This is a genomic window from Dyadobacter sp. CY327 (genome assembly GCF_021390415.1).
Classification (GTDB): domain Bacteria; phylum Bacteroidota; class Bacteroidia; order Cytophagales; family Spirosomataceae; genus Dyadobacter; species Dyadobacter chenhuakuii.
In genome coordinates, this window is record NZ_JAJUXJ010000006.1 from 193166 (window position 1) to 217520 (window position 24355).

At 45.7% G+C, this 24355-nt stretch carries 14 protein-coding genes; 6 read left to right on the forward strand and 8 right to left on the reverse strand.

The genetic code is table 11. The features are described 5' to 3' along the window. Nucleotide 1: 1 nt before the first annotated feature. Both mce and rsgA read right to left on the reverse strand, forming a co-directional pair. Nucleotides 2-406, reverse strand: a complete 405-nt coding sequence (gene mce / locus LZG74_RS15935; RefSeq protein WP_233797535.1) for a methylmalonyl-CoA epimerase — start codon at nt 404-406, stop codon at nt 2-4. 1 nt (nt 407) lies between these two features. Continuing rightward, nucleotides 408-1343 (reverse strand): ribosome small subunit-dependent GTPase A, encoded by a 936-nt coding sequence (gene rsgA / locus LZG74_RS15940; protein WP_026628708.1) that lies wholly within the window; start codon nt 1341-1343, stop codon nt 408-410. A 244-nt stretch (nt 1344-1587) separates the two neighbouring features. On the opposite strand from rsgA, the gene LZG74_RS15945 reads away from it, so the two are divergent. Next, nucleotides 1588-2811: an ROK family transcriptional regulator gene (locus LZG74_RS15945; RefSeq protein WP_233797536.1), complete on the forward strand. Its 1224-nt coding sequence runs from the start codon at nt 1588-1590 to the stop codon at nt 2809-2811. Nucleotides 2812-2852: 41 nt separating this feature from the next. Here LZG74_RS15945 and LZG74_RS15950 read toward each other — a convergent pair whose 3' ends face one another. Then, nucleotides 2853-4109: a 3-deoxy-D-manno-octulosonic acid transferase gene (locus tag LZG74_RS15950; protein ID WP_233797537.1), complete on the reverse strand. Its 1257-nt coding sequence runs from the start codon at nt 4107-4109 to the stop codon at nt 2853-2855. A gap of 220 nt (nt 4110-4329) precedes the next feature. Between LZG74_RS15950 and LZG74_RS15955 the strand changes: the two genes are divergently transcribed. The 4 genes from LZG74_RS15955 (at nt 4330) to LZG74_RS15970 (ending at nt 8819) form a co-directional block, all read left to right on the forward strand. Next, entirely contained in the window at nt 4330-5100 is a 771-nt protein-coding gene (locus LZG74_RS15955; protein ID WP_026628711.1) for a hypothetical protein, read from the forward strand. Nucleotides 5101-5160: 60 nt separating this feature from the next. Beyond that, the gene (gene lipA / locus LZG74_RS15960) at nt 5161-6039 is read left to right on the forward strand and encodes a lipoyl synthase (RefSeq protein ID WP_233797538.1); all 879 of its coding nucleotides are present in this window, start codon (nt 5161-5163) and stop codon (nt 6037-6039) included. Nucleotides 6040-6243: 204 nt separating this feature from the next. Next, entirely contained in the window at nt 6244-7524 is a 1281-nt protein-coding gene (gene metK, locus LZG74_RS15965; RefSeq protein WP_233797539.1) for a methionine adenosyltransferase, read from the forward strand. A 353-nt stretch (nt 7525-7877) separates the two neighbouring features. Then, nucleotides 7878-8819, forward strand: a complete 942-nt coding sequence (locus LZG74_RS15970) for an acyl-CoA desaturase (RefSeq protein WP_233797540.1) — start codon at nt 7878-7880, stop codon at nt 8817-8819. Here the strand turns inward: LZG74_RS15970 and LZG74_RS15975 are convergent, their stop codons facing one another. Next, the gene (locus tag LZG74_RS15975; protein ID WP_233797541.1) at nt 8820-11927 is read right to left on the reverse strand and encodes an efflux RND transporter permease subunit; all 3108 of its coding nucleotides are present in this window, start codon (nt 11925-11927) and stop codon (nt 8820-8822) included. A gap of 54 nt (nt 11928-11981) precedes the next feature. Further along, nucleotides 11982-13052 (reverse strand): efflux RND transporter periplasmic adaptor subunit, encoded by a 1071-nt coding sequence (locus LZG74_RS15980; RefSeq protein WP_233797542.1) that lies wholly within the window; start codon nt 13050-13052, stop codon nt 11982-11984. A gap of 270 nt (nt 13053-13322) precedes the next feature. Between LZG74_RS15980 and LZG74_RS15985 the strand changes: the two genes are divergently transcribed. After that, nucleotides 13323-19430: an alpha-2-macroglobulin gene (locus LZG74_RS15985; RefSeq protein ID WP_233797543.1), complete on the forward strand. Its 6108-nt coding sequence runs from the start codon at nt 13323-13325 to the stop codon at nt 19428-19430. Between the two features lie 14 nt (nt 19431-19444). Here the strand turns inward: LZG74_RS15985 and LZG74_RS15990 are convergent, their stop codons facing one another. The 3 genes from LZG74_RS15990 to LZG74_RS16000 all read right to left on the reverse strand — a co-directional run bounded on the left by LZG74_RS15990 (nt 19445) and on the right by LZG74_RS16000 (nt 24333). After that, nucleotides 19445-20656 carry a DegT/DnrJ/EryC1/StrS aminotransferase family protein gene (locus LZG74_RS15990; RefSeq protein WP_233797544.1) on the reverse strand — a complete coding sequence of 404 codons (1212 nt, stop codon included), beginning with the start codon at nt 20654-20656 and terminating at the stop codon, nt 19445-19447. Nucleotides 20657-20684: 28 nt separating this feature from the next. Continuing rightward, entirely contained in the window at nt 20685-22463 is a 1779-nt protein-coding gene (locus tag LZG74_RS15995; RefSeq protein ID WP_233797545.1) for a metallophosphoesterase family protein, read from the reverse strand. Between the two features lie 151 nt (nt 22464-22614). Further along, complete coding sequence (locus LZG74_RS16000) at nt 22615-24333, reverse strand: SusD/RagB family nutrient-binding outer membrane lipoprotein (RefSeq protein ID WP_233797546.1); 1719 nt, start codon at nt 24331-24333, stop codon at nt 22615-22617. Nucleotides 24334-24355 lie beyond the last annotated feature (22 nt).

Sequence of the window (24355 nt, forward strand, 5' to 3'; positions counted from 1 at the left end):
ATCAGGGCTTGATTTCCTGGCAAAGCTCGATCAGCATGCCATTTGTGGTTTTAGGATGTAAAAAACAAACGAGCTTATTATCTGCTCCGGGTTTGGGGGTTTCGCTTAACAAGGCGAAACCCTCTTTTTTTAGCCGCTCCATTTCCAAAACAATGTCGTCAACTTCGAACGCGACGTGATGAACGCCTTCGCCTTTTTTTTCGATAAACCGCGCGATCACGCCTTCGGGATCTGTGGATTGCAGGAGTTCTATTTTGGTTTGATTAACCTGGAAAAAAGAAGTCAGAACACCTTCGGAAGCCACAGTTTCGCGCTTGTAGGGCTGGGCATTCAGCAAACTCGAAAACAATTTTTCGGCCGCTTCCAGCTCTTTGACCGCAATGCCAATGTGCTCGACATTTTTCATATTACTTTCGGTTATCCTGCCCACCCACCATGCTTAAATAACTTTCGTATCGGCTGATGGCAATGCGGCCTTCCGAAACCGCGTCTTTCACTGCACATCCGGGCTCGTTGATATGCTGACAATTATTAAACCGGCATTGATTCAGCAGTTCGCGCATTTCCGGAAAGTAATGACTGATTTCCTCTGCTTTCATATCCGAAAGCCCCAGTTCCTTAATTCCGGGTGAATCAATGATGAATGTGCCGGGTTCCAGCTCGAACATTTCGGCGAAAGTTGTCGTATGAACGCCCTTATTCGCAAAGGTCGAAACCTCCTGCGTTTTGATGTCCAGGTCCGGCGCTATTGCATTGACCAATGTGGATTTGCCCACGCCCGAATGACCCGAAAGCAGCGAAACCTTTCCGCCTAATAACGCGGCAAATTCTTCCAGTCCTTCCTCGCTTACCGCTGTGGTGGCCATGCAAGTATATCCGAGGCTTTCGTAAAGTTCCATCAGCTCGGCCTGAAATTCCTTCATATCATCATTCAGCAGATCCTGCTTATTGAAAATCAATACGCCGGGAATCCGGAACGACTCAATAGCAACGAGAAAGCGATCTATAAAACCGAGAGAAGTTCTTGGAAAAACCAATGTGGCTATTAAAATCGCCTGATCAACATTCGCAGCGATCAAATGCGCGTGTGCTGTTTTGTGCACGGAGCGTCGTACCACGTAATTTTCACGGGGCATGATCTCGTGGATGATGCCAAAATTCTGCGTTTCATCTTCCTCCTCAAACCGCACATTATCGCCCACAGCGATCGGATTGGTCACTTTCAATCCAAGCGCTTTAAACTTCCCTTTCAACCTGCATTGCCAGATATGACCGTCGCGACTGTCCCGCACATCATACCACGAACCAGTTGACCGCAAAACCAAACCTTTAACTAATTCCATTCCGTCTTTTTTTGCAAATAGCGAATTTAATCTGAGTTTCACATAATACCGTCAGACACGGCAAAATCGCCAAATAAATTTAAGTAGTTTTTTGGTCGACCCGGTTTTTTATTTGCCGCCTGTCATTATGGATAATAATATTTTTTAATATTTCGCCTCTTTTAGCGGTTTTTGCATACATTAGTAACCGTTAATCATAAAAAATTTAAGAATCCTTATACAAAATACCTTTACACTCCGCATAATGGACTTAGTTGTAGAAGAACCGAATTCGGTTATTGATATTCGTAAAAACCGTATCAGAAGTAACTTGTTGCTTCATTTGTATCAATCCGGTGACACTTCGATCAACAAAATGGCACGTTTGTTCCATGCCAGCATTCCCTCGGCAACGGGCATCGTGAATGAGCTCATCCGTGAAGGTTGGATCATTGAAACCGGAACGGGTCCGGCACGCGCAGGCAGGCCGCCGGTGTTATACGGACTGAATTCGAAAAAATATCTGACGCTTATTATGGACATTAACCGCCATGATACGCAACTCGTTATCTTCGACTTACATAACCAACTTATTTTAAAGCGAAAAGTTGATATCCGCCTCGACGATTCTTCCACTTTCCTCGAACAACTTTTTGAAGCAAGCGACGATTTTCTTAAATCCAACAATATCAATGTCAGCAAGTTATGGGGCATAGGCGTTTCCATGCCAGGCCTTATCAATTCCTCCCAAGGAATCAACCTGACTTACCTTAACCTGACGCCTCCCGGGGTTCCGCTGGTTTCGCATCTGAAGAAACATTTCAAGCTGCCGGTTTGCCTTTTTAATGATACAAAAGCAACCACGATCGGAGAGCACCGCTTTGGTTTTGCAAGAGAAAAATCTCAGGTCCTGACCATCAACATTGACTGGGGTGTAGGATTGGGCATTATCATCAACGGCGAAGTTTTCAACGGCGCATCCGGTTTCGCTGGCGAGCTGGGTCACATTCAGGTAAAACCCGACGGACTTTTATGTCATTGCGGAAAAATCGGCTGCCTGGATACAATCACATCCGCGATTGCATTGATCAGAAGAGCCAAGGACGGCATTAATGGTGGAAAAGCGACTATTCTATCACAGATCGTTAATAACAACCTCGATCTGCTGGACACTTCCCACATCATTGAAGCCGTGCATGCGGGCGACGAATTTTCGATTGACTTGCTAAGCACGGTAGGCACCGAGCTGGGAAAAGGTTTGGCAACAGCCGTTCACCTTTTCAATCCCGAAGTCATTATAGTAGGTGGATTGCTGGCAGAAGCAGGACCGTTTATTTCGAACCCGATTGAGCAGGCGATCAATAAATATTGCCTTTCTGATTTCAAAAACTCGCTTTCGATCCACATTTCTAAATTGGGAGCAAAAGCCAGGCTGCTGGGCACGCAGGCGCATTTGTTTGAGCATCTGATTGCTAAGGAATTTTCCTGAAATAAAATAAAGGGCTGGTTTAATGCTTACTATGCATGGAATCAGCCTTTCATTTTTTTCACTTCATTCAGGATGATATCGGTGGATCCTACGCCTTCCGCAATGTAATTTTTATTGACATTTCCAGCTTGCTTCCGGACTTCCTGCGCCTTAACCCATTGATCGATAATGCCGATCAGTTCCTCTTTATCTGCAACGGCAACAGCACCTTTCCTGCTGATGAGGTCAACCGCCTCCTGAAACTTGTGATAATTTTTGTTTCCAAAAACAATAGGAATGCCGAAAGTGGCCGCTTCCAGGATATTGTGCAACCCTGAACCAAACGCCCCGCCAATGTAGGCCATATCTCCATATTGGTATAATGAAGATAACATTCCGATATTATTAATCACGAGATAATCATATTCTTTGGCATTGACGCTTGCAGAAAGCTCGGAGTATAATATTGTCTTACCGCTCATTTCCTTACGCCACTGCCCGATCTCGTCCGCATGAATTTCGTGCGGTGCTATGATTGCTTTTAAAACTCCTTTAAAGTGATTTAAAACAGGGATAAGCACCTGCATATCAGCCGCCCATGCAGATCCTACAATCAAACAAGGCCTATTATCACGAAAGACAGCAACTTCCGGAAGCTCCTTAACATGAGCTGCAATGGCGGATACCCTATCAAAGCGCGTATCTCCCGCCAGGCTGCATTGTTGCACGCCTATGCCATGCAGCAATGTGAGCGATTGTTTATTTTGTACAAAAATGTGATCAAAATAACCGAGCATCTTTTTGAAAAAGCCGCCTTGTCTTTTGAAGAAAATCTGATCCGGCCGGAAGATTGTTGAGAAGGAAATAATGCGTGCGCCGCTTTTTTTCAGTTCGCGGAGATAGTTATACCAAAATTCATATTTGATAAAAAACGCAAAGCCGGGCTGCACAATTTTCACAAAACGTTTTGCATTCGCCGCCGTATCCCAGGGCAGGTAACATATATAATCTGCCCCGTTATAGTTTTTTCTCACTTCATAACCCGACGGAGAGAAGAATGTCAGCAAAATGAAATGGTCGGGAAACTGTGCTTTAAATGCTTCGATAACGGGTCGGCCTTGTTCAAATTCACCCAGCGAAGCCGCGTGAAACCATGCAACGGAGCGCCCGTTCACCTGCTTTTGAAACGAATTTTCAAGCTCATCCAGCAACCCGTCACGTCCGGCAACACCAAGCTTGATTTTTTGATTAAATAAAGCCGCAACACGCATCAAAGAGGCGACGATGCTGATTGCGCTTTGATAGATAACTTCGGACAAAAGGCTCTGATTAAAAGAAGATTAGCAAAAAATTAATTCCTGCAAATCCCGGAAGCGCGGGAAGGCTGGCAGGCTTTTTTATTTCTTTTCCGGTTTAAAGAACATAAATGTACAAAAAACCGTTAATGTGGAGGCGACATTCCGCGGCTTTACACTATAATTTTGTACTTTCACTGTTCATACAACACTTCAATTGTAACAGCGATCTAGATCTAAATATATGATGCGTGTAAAATTTTTACTATCAGTATCTATTCTGTTTGCACTTTCAACAGATATATATGCGCAACGGAGGGCGAAGGTAGAGGACAGTGAGGAGAGCTATAAATCTTTTACATCTTTTGGGATCACTACCAACACCAACTCCGGCATTTTGGGCGGTGCGGTTTTCAGGCAGTCATCGGCCCTGGGTTCCAAGTTATTCGGCAAAAATCAATACAGATATCTTGCGGTTGAGCTAGTGAATGTAAAGCATCCCAAAGAGCTTTCTCAGCAGGATTTTGTGACCGGCGCAAGACTGGTTTATGGTAAGCAGAACTATTTATTTGTATTAAGACCGGAATACGGACGGGAGCTGACATTGTTCAGCAGGCAAGACGATGAAGGTATTTCAATCAGCGGGATCGTTGCAGCAGGACCATCACTCGGGTTGGAAAAGCCTTATATGGTTCAGTTTCAGAGTTCCGACGGACGTGTTGTTACGGAGCCTTTTGATCCTGTGAAACATGCCGGAAGCACGCAAACGACCGGGATTGTGGGAGCAGGAAGCTTCTTTCAGGGTTTTGGTCAAACTAAAATTGTCCCCGGATTACACGTAAAAACCGCAATGAGCTTTGAATTAAGCGCTTTTCGCGAAAATGTGACCGGTGTTGAAATTGGTTTCATCGCGGAAGCATTTACCAGAAAAGTGCAGATCATGGCATTTGCCGAGAATAGAAGCTTCTTCACTTCGGGTTACCTGACCCTTTATTTCGGAAGCAAAAAACGATAATATATTAACAATTGATGGTTTTGGTTTTACAAACCGGGTTGTCAGAGATTACGATTAAATATGATTGAATTACCTGTTATTCCCTCAGAGCGCAAGAAAAGACCAGATTGGTTGAGGGTGAAGCTGCCAGCCGGACCTGAATTCAGGAAAGTAAGGCAACTGGTTGATAATTATAAACTACATACGATCTGCGAAAGCGGAAGCTGCCCGAATATGGGCGAATGCTGGGGCGCCGGAACGGCCACCTTTATGATCCTGGGTAATGTATGTACGAGAAGTTGCAGCTTTTGCGCCGTAGCAACAGGCCGGCCTAACGAATATGATACGGACGAGCCAAGACGCGTGGCAGAAGCTATTAAGCTGATGCAGGTTAAACACGCGGTGCTTACTTCTGTAAACCGTGACGAATTAAAAGACCGGGGCGCAGAAATCTGGTATCAGACGGTAAGACAGGTGAAAGAAAATACGCCCGAAACGACCATTGAAACATTGATTCCCGACGTAAAAAACAATTGGGATGCGTTGATCCACATGATTGAGGCAGGCCAGGAAGTAGTTTCGCACAATATGGAAACGGTGGAACGTTTATACCGTGCGGTACGCCCGCAGGCTAAGTATGAAAGAAGTCTGGAACAGATCAGACGAACCAAAGCGTTCGGTCAGCGCACAAAATCAGGCATTATGCTTGGGCTTGGCGAAACACAGGACGAAGTACACAAAGCCATGGATGATCTGGCTGCAAACGGCCTGGATATCCTTACTTTGGGACAATATTTGCAACCTACCAAAATGCACCACGAAGTGATCGAATGGATCACTCCTGAAATGTTTGATAATTACAGAGAAGAAGGACTGAGACGTGGACTTAAATACGTAGAGTCCGGCCCGCTGGTAAGATCCAGTTACCACGCGGAACGCCATGTGAATGTTCCGATTTGAGAAATAACACTAAAATGAAAAGCCTGCTTTCTGACGGAAGCGGGCTTTTCATTTTATAAATGCCTTTCCTTACTACGCGAATCCGTGCATTCTGGATGGTTTTTAACTCCCATTTATTTGGTTAATATCCCAAAAAAATTCAATTTTGTTTTCTAATCCATACACTAGCTGCTCATTTTTTTGCTGAATTAACATTTTCAATTTATGCCATACTTATTCACCTCGGAGTCCGTATCTGAAGGACATCCTGACAAGGTCGCCGATCAAATATCAGATGCTTTAATTGACAACTTTTTAGCCTGGGACACCAATAGTAAGGTTGCCTGTGAAACGCTGGTTACAACCGGACAGGTGGTTTTGGCCGGAGAAGTGAAGACTAGTACTTATCTGGATGTTCAGAAAATAACCCGTGAGGTTATCAGAAAGATCGGATACACGAAAAGTGAATACATGTTTGAAGCCAATTCCTGCGGTATTTTATCTGCTATCCACGATCAGAGCGCAGACATTAACCAGGGCGTTGACCGTGCGGTTGCCTCCGAAAGCTTCGAAGAAAAAGCAAATGCACAGGGCGCTGGTGACCAGGGAATGATGTTTGGTTACGCCACACGCGAAACTGAAAACTACATGCCGTTGGCATTGGACCTTGCTCACAAGATCCTGCAAGAAATGTCGGCGATCAGAAATAACGAATCAAGCCTGATCCCATATCTTCGCCCGGATGCAAAATCGCAGGTGACGATCGAATATAGTGATGATAATGTGCCTTTGCGCATCGATACCATTGTTGTTTCCACACAACATGATGATTTTGACGCAGAAGCAGCAATGCTTGCAAAAATCAAAGAAGATGTGATCAACATCGTAATCCCACGCGTAAAAGGTAAGCTTACTCCTGAATTGCAGCAACTGTTCACAGGAGACATTACTTTCCATATCAACCCAACCGGCAAGTTCGTCATTGGTGGACCGCACGGGGACACAGGACTTACAGGACGTAAAATTATCGTGGATACTTACGGCGGAAAAGGGGCACACGGCGGTGGTGCATTTTCTGGAAAAGATCCTTCCAAAGTAGACCGTTCTGCGGCCTATGCAACGCGTCACATTGCAAAGAACATGGTTGCATCAGGATTATGTGACGAAGTGCTTGTACAAGTTTCCTACGCCATCGGTGTGGCTGAACCTTGCGGATTGTATATTAATACTTACGGAACTTCGAAAGTTTCGGTGAACGACGGCGAGATTGCTTTGAAGATCAGCGAGATTTTTGACCTTCGTCCTTACGCAATTGAGCAGAGATTGAAATTGAGAAACCCGATTTATTCCGAAACTGCTGCTTATGGACACATGGGCCGCAAGAATGAGGTTGTTAAAAAGTCATTCAAAGGAGCAAACGGAGAAGAAAAAGAAGTGGAAGTGGAATTGTTCACTTGGGAAAAGCTTGACTTCGTAGACGCAATCAAAGAGAAGTTCGCATTGTAAGCATATAATTTATCAGTTTTTATAAGGTCGGCTTATAACCGGCCTTATTTTTTTGCCTTTCGCATTCATATAATTTTGAAATTTCCGTTATTGCGCAATTTTTGACTGAAAGGGTAATAAACAATTGTGATAAGCTAATAATCACACACTATTTACGTTCCCAAGGAAAGTATAATTAAACTGAACTGATTATCAAATACTGATTACTTTTTATGCAATATCAAAAGATCAAATTTACAAACGCTGCCAAAAGCACTTTTTTTCCTACGTTACGACAGCGGGTTGATCAGTATTTCTCTGCCAATAATATATGCAAGTCCGGAGGTAAGCAGATTATTTATAAGGCCTTTTTCATGCTCAGTCTTTATCTGATTCCTTATACTCTGATCCTGACTGGCGCTTTTTCTAACTTAACCATGTTTGCGCTGGCCATCGTAATGGGATTTGGTGTTGCAGGCGTTGGCATGTCGGTCATGCATGATGCGATCCATGGTTCATTGGCTAATTCCAATGTGCTTAACAAAATTTTCGGGGCGTCCATTTATCTGCTGGGCGGCAACGCTTATAACTGGGAAGTGCAGCATAACAGGCTCCATCACACATTTACCAACATTCACGAAGTAGACGAAGACATTACCGGGAAATTTTTGCTGCGCTTGTCATTTCAGGAAAAGCAAAAGCAAATTCACCGTTTCCAGCACATTTACGCTTTCTTTTTATACAGCCTGATGACCTTGTCGTTCCTTTGGAAAGATTTCAAGGAAATTTCTCTTTTCAATAAAATGTCAGAATCGGGCATGACTAAGCCTTTTCCCCGGAAAGAGCTGATTAAGCTGGTTTTTACAAAAGTGGCCTACATTGTTTTCATCTGCGTCATTCCACTGGCATTTACTTCACTCACTTTCGGGCAATGGTTTATTGGCTTTATGGCCATGCATTGTACGGCAGGAATGATCCTGAGCACAGTTTTTCAAATGGCGCACGTCGTGGAGGGTGTACATCAGCCAGAGCCGGATGATTCGGGTTGCGTAGAGAATGCCTGGGCCGTACATCAGTTGCAGACCACTTCTAATTTTGCAGGAAAAAACCGCTTACTGTCCTGGTATATCGGCGGACTTGATTATCAGATCGAGCATCATTTATTTCCATCCATTTCCCACATACATTACCATGCGCTATCGCCTATTGTACAGGCAACGGCACAAGAATTCGGATTGGATTATAATGCCAAAGCCAACTTCGGCAATGCGCTCGGCTCGCATGTTCGGATGCTCAAAAGCATGGGCAGGGCCTGATCACACCGGATCTAATGCTTCACTTTCCCGCGTAACCTGCTCGATCATTTTCATTTTCTTGAAGTCCTTTGGCCTTGAGAAGAATGTGTAAATGGCCGGGATTACATATAAGGTTAGTACGAGCGAGAACAACAGCCCACCCATAATCACAATTCCCATTGACATCCGGCTTTTGCCTGCTGAACCAAGTGCCATAGCAATCGGCAATGCACCCAGGATCGTGGCCAGACTGGTCATTAGGATCGGCCTGAAACGCAATGTGGCTGCTTCGAGAACGGCTTCCTGGATCCCAAGGCCCTTTTCCCTCAGCTGATTCGCAAACTCTACAATCAGAATCCCGTTCTTGGTAACCAATCCAATTAACATGATCATTCCGATCTGGCTGAAAATGTTTAATGTCTGGTCAAAAAACCATAGTGAGAACACAGCGCCTCCGATGGCGAGCGGCACCGTAAACATGATAATGAGCGGATCTACAAAGCTTTCAAACTGCCCCGCCAGAATGAAATAGATCAATATTAAAGCGAGGAAGAACGAGAACATGGTGTTCGACGAGCTTTCGGCATAATCCCTGGACGATCCGCTCAATGATGTTTGAATGGCCTCATCTTTCAATTTATCCCTGATCCTGTCCATGGCCGCAATGCCGTCACCAATCGTTTTGCCGGGTGCCAAGGCAGCCTGTACGGTTGCACTCATATAACGGTTGTAATGAAAAAGCTGCGGAGGACTGCTTTCCTCTTCTGCCTTTACAATGTTGTCCAGCTGCACCATGCTTCCGTTTGCCGTTTTTACAAACATGCTTTTGAGATCCAATGGCTCATCCCGGTTCTCACGGTCATATTGCCCTATCACCTGATACTGACGACCGTTCATCGTAAAATAGCCAAAGCGCTGACCTGCAAAAGCCAGCTGCATTGTCTGCGCCACGTCCTGAACCGTCACACCCAGCGATTTCGCCTTTTCGCGGTCGATGACAATCTGGATTTCGGGTTTACTGAATTTTAGGTTAACATCTGTAATCGCGAATGTCGGGTCGTTTGAAGCTTCTTCCATGAACTTGGGAAGATACTCTCGCAACTTTTCGAAATCCGGCGCCTGAATTACGTATTGAATCGGCAAGCCGCCCCGCGAATCCACGGAAATAGTCTGCTGCTGCACCACAAACGACTTGGCGTCGGGCATTGATTTCAATTTCTGGTTGATATAATCCGCAATTTCCTGCTGTGATTCTTTGCGCTCTTTTTTATCAACCAATGCAATCCTGCCACTACCCGTATTAGCTGCGCCTAAGCCCGAGTTACCCGGGGACGTGATGAGCATCAAGCCTTTTCTGCCCGGCATGGAGTCCATGAGCATGTTGCTAACTTCCTGTACATAGCGGTCCGTAAATTCAAAGGAAGATCCCTCCGGCGTTGTCATGTTGATCCTGAACCAGTTACGGTCATCCAACGGAGCCAGTTCCGATTGCAGGCCTTTTCCAAAAAACCAGATCATACCCACTGTAACCGCCACAATAGGAATAGCAACCCAGCGCATTTTCAGAAACCGGGCCAGAGCATTGCCGTAACTATTAGTAATGTTCTCAAAAAACGGCTCCGTCTTCTCGTAGAACCAGCTCTTCTTGTGCGTTTTACGAACCAGGTAAGCATTCAGCATGGGTGTGAGCGTCAGCGAAACGAATGCAGAGATCAAAACCGCCGCAGAGATCACGATACCAAACTCCCGGAAAAGCTTCCCTACGAAACCTTCCATGAAAATAACCGGCAGGAACACCGATGCCAGCGTGATAGAAGTGGATAAAACCGCAAAAATGATCTCGTTAGCCCCTTTAATGGCCGCCTCAATCGGACCCATCCCTTGTTCTATCTTCTTGAAAATGTTCTCCGTGACGACAATCCCGTCATCCACTACAAGTCCGGTTGCCAGCACGATAGCCAGCAGCGTTAGGACATTGATGGAAAAACCCATAATGTACATAACAAAAAACGTCCCGATCAGCGAAACCGGAATGTCGATCAGAGGCCGGAATGCAATGAGCCAATCCCTGAAAAAGAGATAGATAATGATCACAACGAGTACAATGGCGATCAGCAGCGTTTCTCCCACTTCTTCGATCGAACGCTCCACGAAAATCGTATTATCGATCAGCGTATCAAGCTGATAGTCTTTTGGAAGCTCCCGCTTGATGTCCGCCATCCGCTTGTTGACTTCCTCCGCAATGTTGAGATAATTAGCTCCCGGCATGGGTGAAATGGCGAGGCCGATCATCGGAACATTGTCCAGTCTTAAAATCGTCTCCTCATTTTCCGGGCCCAGTATTGCATGGCCAATGTCCTTCAAATGGATGGTTTGTGTAGCGGAGTTTTTAACAATCATCTCATTAAAATCCTCCTCAGTTCTGAACCTTCCGATTGTTTTTACAGTCAGCTCCGTATTATTTCCAGCCAGTTTACCACTGGGCAGCTCTACATTTTCCTTATCCAGTGCAATCTTCACATCCTGCGTGGTAATGCCGAGCGAGGCCATCTTAATCGGGTCCATCCAGATCCGCATGGCGTATTTTTTCTGCCCAAAGATCCGGATCTCGCTCACGCCTTCAATAGTCTGCAAACGCTGCGCGATCACATTTTCCGCATAGTCACTCACTTCCAGATGCGACCGCGTATCGCTTTTGAATGTCAGCACGATGATGGGTTCCGAGTTGGCATCTGCCTTGGCAACCACTGGCGGCCCGTCGATATCCAATGGCAATGTCCGGGAAGCAGAGCCTACCTTGTCCCGCACGTCGTTGGCCGCGCGTTCCATGTCCACACCAATGTCAAATTCAACCGTTATCTGGCTGGTTCCCTGGCTGCTTGTGGAGTTAATGGACTTGATGCCTTCAATGCTGTTCAGCTGTTTTTCTAGCGGTTCGGTAATCTGGGATTCAATAATGTCCGCATTGGCACCCGTATAACTGGTCCGGATGGACACCACAGGCGGGTCAATGGAAGGGAATTCCCTCATTCCCAGAAATTTATATCCAAGAAACCCGAACAGTATGATCAGCAGGTTCATGACAATCGCCAGGACCGGTCGCTTGATAGAGAGTGTTGATATACTCATAATTGGGGATTAATGTCGGCTGACATTGGTTTTGACATTTTCACGATTCCTTCCTCAGTTCACCCGCACGGCCGTATTGGGCTTGATAGCGATAATCCCGGAGGTGATCAGCGAGTCGCCTGGCTGCAAACCTTCGATGATCTGTATTTTTTTATCCGTACGCAATCCGGTCACAACCATAACTTCCTGTGCTTTGCCGTTTTTTACAACAAAAACCTTCTTTCCTTTCAAAACCGGCACAATGGCTTCGGTAGGGATCATCATGGCCGATTTATTGGCATCCAGGTCTGCCAGGATCTTCACAAACATCCCCGGAACAAACCGCCCCGCAGGATTTGGCGCTATGGCCCGCACTTTCAGCGTTCGTAAACTTTCCTCCACTTTTGGATCTATTGCGAGGATTTTCGCATTGTAAGTTGAGGCATCACCGTCGAGATTGAACTTCACGACATTACCAACTCTGATGTTAGGCGCGTATTTTTCCGGGACAGTAAAATCCACCTTTACCGGATTGCTCTGAACGATGGTCACGATGGGCGTACCCGGCGCCAGATATGCGCCTTCGCTAATGTATTTCAATCCTACGCGGCCACTGAACGGTGCCCTGATCTCCGTTTTTTCCAGCTGGGCTTCCAGGACTTCCTTTTCAGCTTCCAGGATCCTGATGTTATTCGAAGTCACATCATACTCTTCCAGATTAATCGCTTCCACATTCAGAAGTTTCTTCTGGCGCGCTTCAATTTTCTTAGTAAGATCCTGATTGTAAGCAACTTTCTGCAATTGTGCTTGTAACTCGCGGTCATTGATCTTGCCGATCAGCTGACCTTTTTCAATAAATGCGCCTTCCTTGATATTCAATGAAACCAACCTGCCCGATGCTTCGGCCATGACATTAACCTCTTCATTGGGAATCACCGTTCCGGACGCGAATATCTGATTTTCAATCGTTTCTCTTTTAACAACATACACATTGACCGGCACTGCTGCTCCGCCGGACGAACCGCCTCCTTTGCTTCCCGCTCCTTTCACTTCCGAGGGCTTATCCTTTCCCGGCTTAGAGAAAACGAAAAGTTTTCCCAGCACGAGTACAATGATTATCCCACCAACCAGCATTATCGTACGCATATTTCAATCAAATAAATTTCGTTCAACTTGAATATTAATAAATTATATTTTTCCAAAAGGCTTTATTAAATATACTTCATATTGTACAAAGCGGCAATCAGCTCGTTTTTTACTTCTGCCGAATGTTAAATTCTAATGAAGCCTGGATACTTCATAACCGCCTCCGGATAAATGGTATCCTAAAACATTTCCGTTTTAAACTATATTTAGCGTAACGAGCATTGACGGCACATTACATTCATCATTGCATTTTATTCTCCCTAAAAGAACATGACAGCATTCCGGGCATACTTCCCTTATTTCATCACATTCTTCATTTGCTACTTACCTATGCACACAAACGGACAGGAAAAGCTCAAAAACTACGATGCCCAATGGAAAATCGTTGAAGCACACGAGCAAAAAAAATTACCAAAATCGGCGCTCGAAGAAGTCAGGAAAATTTATGATCTGGCGAAAAAGGAAAAGCAGGAAGCCCAGGTGATTAAGGCCGCAGTGTACATGGTCACGTTGCAAGCCGAAACGCGGGAGGATCATCAAACGACAGCCATTAAGGAGCTGGAAAAGGAGGTTGCGGAGAGCAAGGGCCCGGCAAAATCTATCCTAACAAACCTGCTCGCTTCCACTTATTACGGCTATTATAACAGGATCCGCTGGCAACTTTACCAGCGAACGGCCACATTGAATTTCATAAAAGAGGATATCAGCACCTGGTCTGCCGAGGATTTTCATGCAAAAATTGCTTCGCTTTATCTGGCATCCATTGCGGACGAAGCACTTTTGAAACAAACAAAACTGGAAACCTACGACGCGATCATTACGAAGGGAAACATGCGAAAGCTGCGCCCTAGCCTATATGATTTACTCACAAACAGTGCATTGCAGTATTTTTCAAATGACGAACGGGACATTAAGAAACCAGCTTACGCATTTGAAATCGATAAAGCCTCGGCTTTTGATCCGGCTGCCGACTTCATTCACCGCAAGTTTGAGACAAAGGACAGCACTTCGCTTGAATTCTTTGCCTTGCAGTTGTATCAGAAACTAATCACATTTCACAGCAATGATACGCAGCCTGATGCATTGATCGACATTGATTTGCAGCGGTTACAGTTTGTGCGGCAAAAGTCGGTTCATCCGGATGCAGAATCCCAGTATTATATGGCAATCTATCATGTGGCGGAACAATATGCGCAAACCCCGGCCGCAGCGCAAGCCTGGTATCTGATGGCCGCTTACCATGATACATTTGGAAATACATTCAAAGCAAACGGGGATACGACCCATCGTTTTGCCAAAGTCAAAGCGGCTGAAATATGTGAAAAAGTCATGAAGGAAAACCCTGAAACGGAAGGTGGAATTAATGCTTATAACCTTTTGAACAGCATAAAAAGGCAAGAATTGCAGTTCACCGCGGAACATGTCAACATTCCTGAAAAGCCTTTTCTAACCCTCGTTCACTATAAAAATCTCAGCTCGGTTTTCTTGAAGATCGTAAAAGCGACCGAAGAGATAAAACGGAGCGTTGACAAAAACGATATCAATGAAACCTTCCGGCTGCTTCACAAAGCGCCTGCATTGCGGAGTTGGGAACAAAAACTGCCTGACATGAAAGATTATCAGCAGCATGGCGTGGAAATTAAGGTGGACGGCCTTCCAAGAGGCGAGTATATGCTGATCGCCAGCTCGAAGGCCCACAGTTTGGACAGAAATTTCACCTCCGGTTTCAAGCCTCTTTATGTCAGCAACATCAGCTATGTTCAGCGCGATGAAAATTATTTTATCCTCGACCGCGACAGCGGACAGCCACTTGCCGGTGCAAATGCCTCGATCTGGAACTCCGTATATGACTATAAAACAAGCAGTTATGTCAAAATGAAACAATCCTCTTATATAACCGACAAAAACGGTCATTTCAAACAGAAAGAAAATCCGAAACGCCCCCAATCGCAGGGCGTGTTACTGGAAGTCACGCATGGAAATGATCATTTGTTTATTCAGCAACCTGTTCATACTTACTATAACACAAATATTGATACTGCGCGAAGTGCGCACAGTGCCATTTATCTTTTTACGGACCGAAGTTTGTACAGACCTGGCCAAACCGTTTATTATAAGGGCATTGCTGCAAAAGGAAAGACGGTTTTACAAGATCAGCGCGAACAAATTAAAGTAGTACTTAAAAACGCCAACGGCGAAGTGGTCGAAAAGGCAACCAAAACCGTGAATGACTTCGGGAGTTTTTCAGGGTCATTTGTCCTGCCTTCCGGGACACTTAACGGCCAGTTTTCCATCGTAGCGAACGACCGAGACGTAACTGCTTTTCATGTGGAAGAATACAAGCGACCGCGATTTGCCGTGCAGTTTGATACATTGCGTGCATCCTATCAGCTGGGCGACAGCATTAAGGTGTCCGGAACAGGCACCGCTTATGCCGGCAATCAAATCGATGGCGCGAAAGTTGTTTACCGTGTGGTCCGAAGCGAGCGATATTTATATCCATGGATTTACAAGTCCAGGTATTTCCCAATTGCCGCCCCGATGGAAATCGCTCATGGTGAAACCGTTACTGATGCGTCAGGCAAGTTTCACATTGCTTTTGAAGCCATCCCTAATTTGAGGGCGAAGAAAGACCTGGAACCTGTCTTCAACTTTACAGTTTACGCCGACATTACGGATATAAACGGAGAAACCCGGAGTGCGCAAACAGATGTCAATGTGGGCTATAAATCCATTTTAGTTAAAACAGACATTCCGGAAACCATTGAGATCAACAAATTATCCGATTTCAAAATACGCACGGAAAATATGAACGGGACATTTGTTCCGTCGCCTGTAACCGTAAAGATCACCAGACTTTCCCCGGAAAACAGGCTCATGCGCCCGCGTTACTGGGAGCGCCCGGATGTGTTTGTCATGACCAAACCTGAATTTATCGCAGCTTTCCCAAATGATGAATATGATCAGGAAACGGACAAGGAAAACTGGCCGGAGCAAAGTGTCGTTTTCCAAAAAACAGCACAGACAAACCAAAAAGAACCATTTCAACTCGACAAAACGAAACTAGCAGCCGGTGTTTATAAAATTGAAATAACGGCAAAAGACGAGCGGAATACAGAGGTTAAGGACATTAAATACATGGAAGTGATTGATCCCGCGAACAACACGCTTATTTATCCGCAATACATTCAGGCAAAAGGCAGCACAACAATCGAACCAGGCGAAAAAACGAACATTCAGCTTGCTACGTCTGCCGAAAACGCATTCGTAATCACCAGTTCCGGAAAAAAAAGCAAGCCGGACAACTTTTCATTTTTCAAATTAAATGCGGAAAGAAAGTCCTTCGACATAACTGCAACAGAAGCAGACCGGGGCGGTTTTGGCGTCGATTACCTATTTGTAAAGCACAACCGCGTGCACCAATATCAGGATTTTGTGAGCGTCCCCTGGACTAACAAGGATCTAAAAATTGAATATCAGACATTCCGCGACAAAACCTTGCCCGGCAGCAAGGAAAAATGGACCGTAAAAATTTCGGGTTACAAGCAGGATAAAGTCGCGGCTGAAATGCTTGCTGGCATGTACGACGCCTCTTTGGATCAGTTTTACCAGCATGAATGGCATAAACCCGATCACTGGCCGGTTAGCCCGGGGCTCGCCAGGTGGGAAAACGGACTTAGTTTTATATACAAAGATGCCCAGGTGCTTTATTCGGGCGCTGAACCTTACAAGCATTTCGAGAAGCGCTACGACAACTTGCTAGGCCCTGATTATGGCGACAATGGCATCATATTAAGATTGAGTGGCAGGGCCGGCGGGCTAAGTGGCGGCGGCCGTAACGTGCGAAACAGAAGTATGGTAATGAGCGCTCCGATGTCTGCAAATATGATATCCGAAGAGGAAGTAAAGGAAGCGGTGGTTGCAAAGAAAATACCGTTTGGAGAAGACGCTGCCGCTTTAAATGACGTGGTGCAAGTCGGTTATGGTGTTCAACAGAAAAAAGATAAGCTTAATACTATCCCACCAGCCTCTCCGCGAAAGAACTTCAACGAAACAGCATTCTTCCTTCCTGACCTGAAAACGGATAAGGACGGCAGCATTACATTCTCATTCACGATGCCCGAAGCATTAACGCGCTGGAAATTCCAGGCATTGGCGCATACAAAAGAGCTCGCATTGGGTTACAGCAGCAAAGAAATCATTACGCAGAAAGAACTCATGGTGCAGCCAAATCCGCCCAGGTTTTTGCGTGAAGGGGATCAGATAACGCTTGCAGCAAAAGTGGTCAACTTGTCGGATCGTTCTTTAAAGGGGAAAATTTCACTGCAATTGATTGATACAGAAAGCAACGAGGCTATCGACGCATTGTTTGCGAATGTGGGAAATGCAAAGGACTTCAATGTTGCTGCCGGGCAAAGCACGGTGGCGCAATTTGCGATCAGCATTCCAAAACATTATTCCAAAACAGTTACCTGGCGCATCGTAGCGAGTTCAGGCAACCTCTCGGACGGTGAAGAAAACACATTGCCTGTGTTGTCCAACCGCATGCTGGTAACCGAAACATTGCCTCTGGCCTTGCGCGGAACAGGAAGCAAGCAATTCAAAATGGAAAAGCTGATCAATTCCGGAAGTTCAAAAACGCTTACAAATCAGTCTGTTACCGTAGAATACACCAGTAATCCTGCTTGGTACGCCGTGCAAGCGCTGCCTTATTTAATGGAATATCCGTACGATTGTGCCGAACAAACCTGGAACCGCTATTATGCCAATTCAATGGCAGCAAGCGTTGTCGCAAGCTCTTCTAGAATAGCCAGGGTTTTTGAAACCTGGCGCAAAAGTGACACGACGGCTCTGCTCAGCAATCTCCAAAAAAACCAGGAACTGAAATCATTACTGTTGGAAGAAACGCCGTGGGTGCTGGCAGCAAAAACAGAAAATGAGCAAAAGAAGAACATTGCCCTGCTTTTTGATCTTTTGCGGATGACCAATGAGCTGAGCAGCGCTATTGAAAAGTTACAACAGCTTCAAAATCCGGATGGCAGCTTTTCCTGGTTCAAAGGTGGCCCCGACGACCGTTATATGACGCAATATATCGTTAGCGGAATAGGGCATTTGCGTAAAGTCAATGCTGTTCAAAAAAGTCAGGAGGAGCAAATTACTAACATTATCAAGGGTGCAATCCGATATCTGGATGCGCGGATTATCGACGATTACAATGATCTGATCAAGCATAAGGCTAACTTAAAAGAGTATACGCCATCGACATTGGTGACGCAGTATTTGTATATGCGAAGCTTTTTCCCGGATCAGCCCGTGCCCGCTGCTTCTCAAAAAGCATATCGCTATTTCATGGAACGGGCGAGGGTTACCTGGAACATTCAGACCAAATACATGCAGGGGCTGATTGCCTTAGCATTGCATCGCTCCGGTGATACGGCCACGCCTGCTGCAATCCTGAAATCACTGAAACAAACGGCTATTATAAACGAAGAGCTAGGCATGTATTGGAAAACAACGCAACGCAGCTGGTGGTGGCATGAAGCGCCCATCGAGCGTCAGGCTCTGTTGATAGAGGCGTTTCAAGAGATTGCAAATGATGTTGCGGCAGTGGATGATATGAAAACCTGGCTTTTGAAAAATAAGCAGACCAACAATTGGGAAAGCACAAAAGCCACTGCCGAAGCCTGCTATGCACTGCTTATGACCGGAAATAACTGGCTTACCGACGACCGCACAATATCGGTGCATCTGGGTGACACCAAAGTGGAGGCGGAGAAGACCGAAGCGGGCACTGGCTACTTCAAAACGAGGATCGATGGAAGCAAAGTGAATGCTGGCATGGGGAACATTGAAGTGCGCGTAAACGGAGAAAAAAGCATTGTCAGCGCACCCTCCTGGGGAGCGGTCTATTGGCAGTATTTCGAAGATCTTGACAAAATCACTTATTCAGAAACGCCGCTTAAACTATCAAAAAAGCTATTTATTGAAAAAAACTCGGATAGTGGGCCGGTGCTTACTCCGGTAAACCCCGATGACATCCTGCACGTTGGCGACAAAGTAAAGGTCCGCATTGAACTTCGCGCCGACCGGGACATGGAATATGTGCATATGAAAGATATGCGCGCCTCGGGTTTCGAGCCTGTGAATGTGCTAAGCAGTTATAAATGGCAGGGAGGTTTGGGTTACTACGAAAGCACAAAAGACGCCAGCACCAACTTCTTTTTCAGCACATTACAAAAAGGAACATATGTGTTCGAATATCCGCTATTTATTAATCAGGAAGGGGATTTTAGCAACGGCATCACCACCATCCAATGCATGTACGCGCCCGAATTCACCTCGCATAGCGAAGGGATCAGGGTTAGAGTTGGTAAGTAAATGATGCGGGCGGTTCAGCAAACTGCCCGCTGGATTTTCAAGATCGCCTGTGCGAAAGCTTGCATATCTTCCTTTTCGCCTAGTAGTGCATGTTGGAGGATCCAGATGGCCTCGGAGCACGCTTGTTCGGCGTTAGGGCAATGGACCCGGGTGTAATCTACGTGGTCGGGGATGGCATAGCACATGAAGTTTTTGTTCTGAAAAAGGGGCTGCTTGTATAATAGGTGTGGATAACCTTTGAAACTGGGCACGCCTTCTGCGGCCAGCATTGCTGCAAAATCGTTTCTTGATAAGCCGCCAAATTCACTGGCGTCGTATTTAAAGATATAGATATGATAGCAATGCAACGTGATGGCCTCACTGCGGGTTAGTGGTTTTAAGCCTTTTGTATTCGACAGTAATTCATTCAGAAACAGACCATTGTCATTCCTCTTTTGCGTTTGCATTTCCAGCCTCTTCAACTGCTGTGAGAGCAGCACGGCTTGCATTTGGGTGATCCTGTAATTGCAGCCTGGATGGTAGTGATCATACCATTGACCGCCTTCAATGCGCCCGACATTCCGCAGAGAGCGCATCATGGCATATAACTCATCATCATTTGTGATCACGATCCCGCCTTCGCCGGAGGTCAGGTTTTTGGATGATTGGAAGCTGAAACTTCCCACATCGCCTATTGAGCCTAACTTTTTCCCCTTATATTCGGCACCATGGGCGTGCGCGGCATCTTCAATAACGCGCAGCCCGTGTCTTTTTGCAATGTCCATAATGGCATCCATATCACAGGCGAGCCCACCGAAATGAACGGGAATGATAGCCTTTGTGCGCTCAGTAATAGCAGCTTCTATCGCTGCCGGACTTATGTTATAAGTGTCGGCATCTATATCCACAAACACCGGAACGCAGTTGCATTCGATAACTGATGAAGCTGTTGTGATAAACGTATAAGGCGGAACGATTACTTCGTCGCCCGGTTTTACGCCGCAGGCAATCAATGCGAGACGGAGCGATACGGAGCCATTTACACAGGTAATGGCGTATTTGCTTCCACAATAGGCGGCAAATTCACTTTCGAACCTCGCGACCTCGTCACCGCAATCCGGATTTCCCCATTTTCCGCTCATGACGATCTCCGCGACCGCATTTACGTCACTGCTATCATAGATCGGCCAGGGAAATTCTTTGTCCACGGCTTTTGAGCCGCCATGTATTGCTAGTTTTTCGCTCATTTCCAGCTCGTTTAACTAAAAAGACAATTTACTTTTTGATCACTAATTGGTCCTTTACATTGCCATCTGGATCGTAGCATTTGTACGAAAGTGTGTTTCCCTTGATCGCAATGTGCTGGTAAAGCGGGCCTTCTTTCATTCTTACCGCAGCATATTCTTCCTCTAACCAATATTCCAATTCTCCCGGAATGCCGATAGACACCGTGTATATTGTTCCCTTTGCCGGCGATGCCACGGGCTGTTCGTTGAACATTGGTTTTGTACGCAAATAATAATGCATATGCCCGCTCATGACCATATCCACATGATATTTGTCAAACAGCGAACACCATTCTTTTATAATCTCATCATACGAATTATCGTAGTTGTAAGGCGGGAAATGGAGCATGACAAATTTCCATTTTGCATCAGAATTTTTAAGCTGTTGCTCCATCCATGCAGTTTGCGCATGAATCGGCAGCGTCGCATCCATCATCAGGAACAGCGCATGCTCATAATTGAAGGCATACGTCATTTCGGAAGGTTGCTTTTTGGGACCATTGTCCGGCAGGCTGAACATTTCCTTATACATCCACGCCCCGAGCCCATCCTGGCTGTCATGGTTACCCGGAACAGGCATCAATGGCTTACCCGTAAATACGCTGTCTGAATAATCCCAGAGCTTATCCCATTCGTCGCGGTGCAAGCCGGTGGTGACCAGATCTCCCACAATAGAGAAAAATGCTGTTTCGGGATGTCGTTTCAATGATTTTTTGGCCATATCACCCCAGGCCTCAGAATGGTGCGTGTCACCAAACCAGATAAAAGAAAAATTTTCTTCATTCAAAGGGGCCGTCGTGAATTCGGCAGGTTGCGACCAGCCGCTTTTGGAAGCCAATACATACTGATAAGCTTGTCCGGGGTCCAAGTAATCGAGATTAGCGGTGAACCGGTTCATGAAACGATCATTCCGAAGGAGCCTGTCTTCCATTTTAAAGACGGAAGCATCTACGTAAAATGTATCTATACCGCCTTTTTCCCAATATTTCACCTTCCCTGATTTTACTTCCGGGCTGGTTCTCCATTGAATGTCCATGGTTGTTTTCGCGTCGCCGCTCCAAGTGAGCACGACCTGATCGGGCTTTGTACCGGAAGGCGTGTCGGTTGTTCTGAATGCGTTTACCAGATGTGCTTCTCTTGCCCGGCCGCGAACAGTCGTAAAAAGCACCTGATCTTTCAATTCAACCGAAAGGAATTTCAGCTTTAATTCGTCCCAATCGTGATAGGTAAATTCGTTAAGATCCATGACGCCCAATGCATACCGGGGATTCACATTCGTGATTTTGAGCTTATCCTTCTCATTTTGCGGGGCCACGGTAATAAAATAGACAGGCCTGTGTTTATCAAAACCATTTATTCCAAGTCCAACCTGTCCGGCAGGAAATTCCTTTTGCCAAACCTCGTACTCATACTCATCATTCTTGACCTGAAATTGACTCAGTTTAAACCCGCTCGCCTCTATCCAGAACGGGACCACCTCCTGATCCCTATCCCGCATTAAGGAAACAATTACGGGCACATTGACATCGAATGTCCAGAATTTCTTTGATAAAATCTCTTTGTCTTTATCTGTCAGCAAGCGTAAAATATATTCATTTGAAATCGTATCAAGTTGTGTTGGCGGGAGGGTTCTGTAAAGTTTTGTAACCAAATTGTCTATCACTTCTTTTACAGTTCCCGAAGGAAGTTCGTTACTCTTATTGCAACCTGTGAAAAGCGCTGCGAAGCATGCAGCAAGGAGGATTGTTCTTAAATAGCTCTTTTGCATTGATTCTTTCTTTCTGAATAAGTGTGGATAATAAATGTTGTAAACAAGAAACCGCAGTAGCGAAAAAGGGCACGAAGCTGCGTTCCTTTTACTCTACTGCGGTTCTGCTATGATCGGGCTATTTGCCAAAAGACAAAAGCCTGTTTACTTGTTACCAGGGTTTTCCCGTGCCCTGCACCAACCATGGTTTCGACCACTGGCTGTTTTTCTTACGCGGTCCTGAGAACTTGGTTTCCTCTAATTTTTCAATTGCACTCTTTACGCTTTCTCCGTTGTTGTTCAGCTCGTTATTGCTGTAAATAAAACGCAGCGGCAATGCGCGGGATGTAGGCGCTACGCCCGGAACCAATGCGGGTAAGCCGGTCCGGCGATAATCAAACCAGCCTTCTGTGGCAGCTGTCCAGCTCGACACCCATTTTTGTTCCATAATCTGGGCTAATGTTCCGTTATAGGCAACGCCCTTTTGCTTGACAAATGTGTCGTATTTATCTGCTACACCCCAGGTTTGCAAAGATTGCTTGATTCCATTGTTATAATGCGCAGCAGCAGAACCGGCAGCCCAGCCTTTCTGTGCAGCTTCCGCAAGAATGAATGAAGCTTCGGCCGCAGAAGCCAGTCTGGCTTTCAAAATCCCACCTTTATTTCCCTGATAAGTATAGCTCAGCTGCGACGCATGCTGATTTTGCACTTGCTGGCCCGTCGTAGGGTTTTCATTGTAATAAGTCGGATCAATCATTCCCGGAGGAACGCCCACATATTCGCCTGTATTGATCGGCCCGTTGAATTGTTCGGGACGGCTGGGTTTGTAAGTACTAGGGTTAAAATGGCGCGTATATTTATGTCCTGCGGCAATTTTCACCCTTAATTCCTGCTCAGTAAATGATTTTACACCGGTAAGGATTTTGCCATCTTCCCGAATGAATTCATCCATTCCCCTGGCCAGTGTCGGATCTGCTACCCAACGCACGTGAACGGGCTGGAACCACACTTTCAATCGGGGGTCTTCATTGGTTACCAGATTATTGATCAATGTGGATGCTGGTCTTCTCCTTCTCCAGTTGGATTCGCTGACGTCGTATGCCGTTGCATTGGGCCACGAATTGTTCGAATCCGTCCCTATGAAGTCCATTACTGCGTCATCACTGGCATCTTTGAAGTAAATTCCGGATGCATAAACGGCCTCAATTCCCGGTTTGGCAATGTCAGGAAGCTTGCTGGAAATGCGCATATAGTAACGGAGCAGTAATGTGTTTGCAAATTTTTGCCATTTCTGCGCACTTCCATTGTAATACACATCATAAGCAGGCGCATCCCTTTCATCACCGGAAGAGGCAAAAATGGCTGAGGCCGCCTTCAAATCTTCAATGATCCCTTTGTAAATTACTTCCTGACTGTCAAACACAGGAAGCATTGTTCCCTCGTCCCCTTTCAGCGCCTGCGTGTAAGGTGCGTCGCCCCAGAGATCGGAAATGGTGCCGAAAATGAATGCACGCATCGTTAATGCAACCGCTTCATGAAATTTCACCTTAGTCTCAACAGCTCTCTTATACAGCAAGTTATTGTTTCTCAGAAAGCCATACCACGATTTCCATTCATCGTCTTCTTCGTTCCAGTTATAATCGTTGAAACCATCTTTCCAGGCATCTTCCTGGGTATGCTGAATAACACCGGCTATTCTGCCGTAGCCTAGTTTTACATATTGATTGGCAACGCCCGTCATCACTGTGGGCATTATCAGGTTGGGATTGGCGCGGTTTGGATCGACGCCATTTGGGTTCTCATTGATCTCCGTGAGGCTTTCCTTACAGGAAGTTACCATCAACAGCGAGAGCATGAAAACAAGTCCGGGTATATATTTTAAAATCTTCATTGCTTTATTTTTAAAGTATGAT